Consider the following 3609-nt stretch of genomic DNA (forward strand, 5'->3'; position numbering starts at 1 on the left):
GCCTGCGCATTGAACTCCGTCTTACTGCCCGGACCCCACCCGCGTTCCGCGCCGAGCCGGTTGCGCATGGCGAGCCAATGCGGGAACAGCTCCTCGCGCGCCTGCTCGTCGGTGTCCGAGACGTGCCCGGGCGAGTGCGTCGCGAGCTGGGTGTAGGGCTTGTCGAACTTCTCGAGCGAGCGCTTGTACAGCTCCACGAAGGGGGCGAAGCGGGCCGGCTCTCCGCCGATGATGGCGAAGCTGACGGGGTAGCCGTAGTGGGCGGCCCGGACCACGGACTGAGGTGTTCCACCCACTCCGATCCACGTGTCGAGGAGGCCCTCCTCGAGGTGCGGGTACGCCGTGAGGCCCCGGATGGGGCCGCGAGTGCGGCCCTCCCAGTGGACAGGCTTCTGGGAACGCACGCGGTCGAAGAGCTCGAGCTTCTCCTCGAAGAGCACCTCGTAGTCCTCGAGGTCCAGGCCGAACAGCGGGAAGGACTCGATGAACGATCCGCGCCCGAGGATCACCTCGGCGCGGCCTTGCGAGATGGCGTCGAGCGTCGAGAAGCGCTGGAACACGCGGACGGGGTCATCGGAGGAGAGGACCGTGACGGCGGAGGCGAGCCGGATGCTCTGGGTCTCGGCGGCGACGGCGGCGAGGAGAACCTCGGGCGCCGAGACCGCGAAGTCCTTGCGGTGGTGCTCCCCCACGCCGAAGGCGTGCAGCCCGACCTGGTCCGCGAGCTTGCCCTCCTCGACCACCTCGCGGATCACCTGGGCGTGGGGCTTCGGCGAGCCGTCGGCCGCCGTGCCGACGTCGCCGAATGTGTTGAGGCCGAGGAGGACCGTGGACGACTGCTCGCTTGTTCCATGCATATGCATGCAAACCGCCTCCTCCGCCGCTTCATTCCCGCGGCTGGTTCATGACCGCCGCCGGCGAGGTCAGACCTCGCGAAGCCAGCCCGCGATCTCGGAAGCCCAGTACGTGAGCACCATGTTCGCCCCTGCTCGGCGGATTCCGAGCACGGACTCGAGGATCGCTGCCTTCCGGTCGATCCAGCCGTTCGCCGCTGCCGCCTCGATCATCGCGTACTCGCCGGAGATCTGGTAGGCCGCGACGGGCACCGGGCTCATCGCGGCGACGTCGGCAAGGATGTCGAGGTAGCTCATGGCGGGCTTGACCATGATCATGTCCGCACCTTCCTCGAGATCGAGTTCGACCTCGAGGAGCGCCTCCCTGCGGTTGGCCGCGTCCATCTGGTACGTGCGGCGGTCGCCCTTGAGCTGCGAGTCGACGGCCTCCCGGAAGGGGCCGTAGAACGCCGAGGCGTACTTCGCGGCGTAGGCCACAATCGAGACATCCTGCTGGCCGGCGGTGTCGAGCGCCTGGCGGATGACCGCGACCTGGCCGTCCATCATTCCGCTGGGCCCGAGGACGTGAGCACCGGCCTCGGCCTGTGCGACCGCCATCTGCGCATAGATCTCGAGCGTCGCGTCGTTGTCGACGCGCCCTTTGGCGTCGAGCACGCCGCAGTGTCCGTGGTCCGTGAACTCGTCGAGGCACACGTCGCTCATCACCACGAGGTCGTCTCCGACTTCGGCGCGCACGCTGCGGATCGCCGCGTTGAGGACGCCGTCGGGATCGAGCGAGGCCGAGCCCACGGCGTCCCGGGTCTCCGGCACGCCGAAGAGCATGATGCCGCCCAGCCCGAGCTCCGCCGCCTCGACCGCCGCGCGGTTGAGGGTGTCGGTTGTGTGCTGGACGACGCCCGGCATCGACTGCAGCGGGGCCGGCTCGGTCAGGCCCTCGCGGACGAACGCGGGCAGGATCAGCTCCGCGGGGTGGAGACGCGTCTCCGCGACGAGGCGGCGCAGGGCCGGGGTCTGGCGGAGGCGGCGCGGGCGGTGGATCGGGAAGCTCACGGTGTGTCCTTCCAAGGAGAGATTCCGGGGGTCAGGAAGAGGGCGTGCACGACGGCGTCGACGATCCCCTCGGGCGTCGGCTGGGCTGCGGTCGCCGCCACGCCGAGGCCGAGCGAACGCAGTTCCTCGGCCGTGGGCTGCCCGATCGCCACGAGCCGCGTGGCGTCGAGGGGGCGCAGCGTCTCGTGGATGCGGCGGGCGGCACTCGGCGACGCTGCGACGACGGCGTTCAGCCGCCCCTCGGCAAGTTCGGCGTTCGCGTCCTCGGGCGAGAGGACGACGGCGGGGCTCGGCTCGGTGCCGACTGCGAGTTCGGCGATGAGTCGCCGGGCAGGGTCCGCGGGATAGTCCACGGTGCGGTAGGCGATGACAGCCTCGACGGCCCAGCCGCGTTCCTCGAGCCCCTCGGCGAGGGTCGGCGCGGCGAGGTCGCTCTGCGGGAGGAGGATCCGAACGGCGCTGGCTCCGGCGGAACCCGCGGCTCCCCCGTCGTCGGAATAGGCCCACAGCTCGAGGAGGCCCTCGGCGGATTGCCTGCCCTCCGGCGCGAGGTCCACGCGGAGCCCCTCCGCCTCGAGCACGCGCCGCGAGCTCGGCCCGATGGTCGCCACGCGGGTCCCCGCCGGGACCAGCTCGCTCAGGCGCATTCCGCGCTCCGCGGCGACGTCCTTGAGCGCGCGAACGGTCGTGATGCTGCTGACCACGAGCCACGCGTACTCCCCCGCGGCCAGGCGCTCCAGCGCCTCGTCGAGGGGCTGGGCCTCGGGTGCGCGCTCGAAGTCGATGAGGGGAAGCAGCAGGGGTTCGGCCCCCGCCCGGGCAAGGGCGGATGCCATGGCACCGGCCCGATCGGGGCTCCGGGTGAGGAGCACCCGACGCCCGGCGAGCGGGGCGTCCGGCCGCGGATCCTCGATTGTCATGCTCAGGCGCCCAGCTCAGCGAACTCCGCGACGCCCTGCGCCAGCAGCTCCTCCGCGAGCTCGATGCCCAAGAGGTGGGCACCGACGTCCGTCAAGCCGTCGGTTGCCTTGTTGAGCCGCACGCTGCGGGTTCCGTCGGGCGAACACACGACGGCGTCGAGGTAGAGGAGGCTTCCCTTCCGGCGGGCCAGGGCGCCGACGGGGGCGGCACAGCCGGCCTCGAGCCGCGCAAGGAGGGCCCGCTCGGCGCTCACGGCGAGACGAGTGTCTGCGTCGTCGATCGCGGCAAGCGCCTGGGCGAGCACGCCCTGCACCGCGTCCTGCAGAAGCATCCCGTTCTCGCGCGCGGGGGCGTCCTCGAGCCGGCATTCGACGGCGAGCGCGCCCTGCCCGGGCGCGGGCAGCATGACGTCAGGCTCGAAGTACTCGCTGACGACGTCGGTGCGGCCAAGGCGGCCGAGCCCCGCTGCGGCAAGGACGACGGCGTCGAGGTCGCCCGTCGCGCCGGCGACTGAAACAGCCGAGTTCCCCGGAAGGCCGGGAACGCGGCCGAGCCGCGTGTCGACGTTGCCGCGGATGTCGAGGACCTCGAGATCCGGCCGCGCCGCCCTCAGCTGGGCTGCCCGTCGCGGCGAACCCGTGCCGACCTTGGCCCCTTCGGGAAGCTGCGCGAGCGTGAGGCCGTCGCGCGCGCACAGCACGTCCCGGACGTCAGCCCGTGCGGGGATCGCGCCGAGCGCGAGGCCGGGGGTCCCGCCGGTGGGGAGGTCCTTGAGCGAGTGAAT

General features: G+C 71.8%; 4 protein-coding genes. All 4 read right to left on the reverse strand.

The annotated features are described in order from the left end of the window. Positions 1 to 863, reverse strand: an 863-nt coding sequence (locus ACTHL9_RS13300; protein ID WP_440519726.1) for an LLM class flavin-dependent oxidoreductase, incomplete at its 3' end; no start/stop codon positions are given. A 60-nt stretch (positions 864 to 923) separates the two neighbouring features. Further along, positions 924 to 1904 carry a porphobilinogen synthase gene (gene hemB, locus ACTHL9_RS13305; RefSeq protein WP_440519727.1) on the reverse strand — a complete coding sequence of 327 codons (981 nt, stop codon included), beginning with the start codon at positions 1902 to 1904 and terminating at the stop codon, positions 924 to 926. Beyond that, a complete protein-coding gene (locus ACTHL9_RS13310) occupies positions 1901 to 2824 on the reverse strand; it encodes a uroporphyrinogen-III synthase (protein ID WP_440519729.1) in 924 nt (307 codons plus the stop codon). The genes hemB and ACTHL9_RS13310 overlap by 4 nt, the downstream gene beginning before the upstream one ends. Before the next feature lie 2 nt (positions 2825 to 2826). Beyond that, on the reverse strand, positions 2827 to 3609 hold a 783-nt coding region (gene hemC / locus ACTHL9_RS13315), incomplete at its 5' end, for a hydroxymethylbilane synthase (protein ID WP_440519730.1).

Source organism: Sinomonas sp. (assembly GCF_051955515.1).
GTDB lineage: Bacteria > Actinomycetota > Actinomycetes > Actinomycetales > Micrococcaceae > Sinomonas.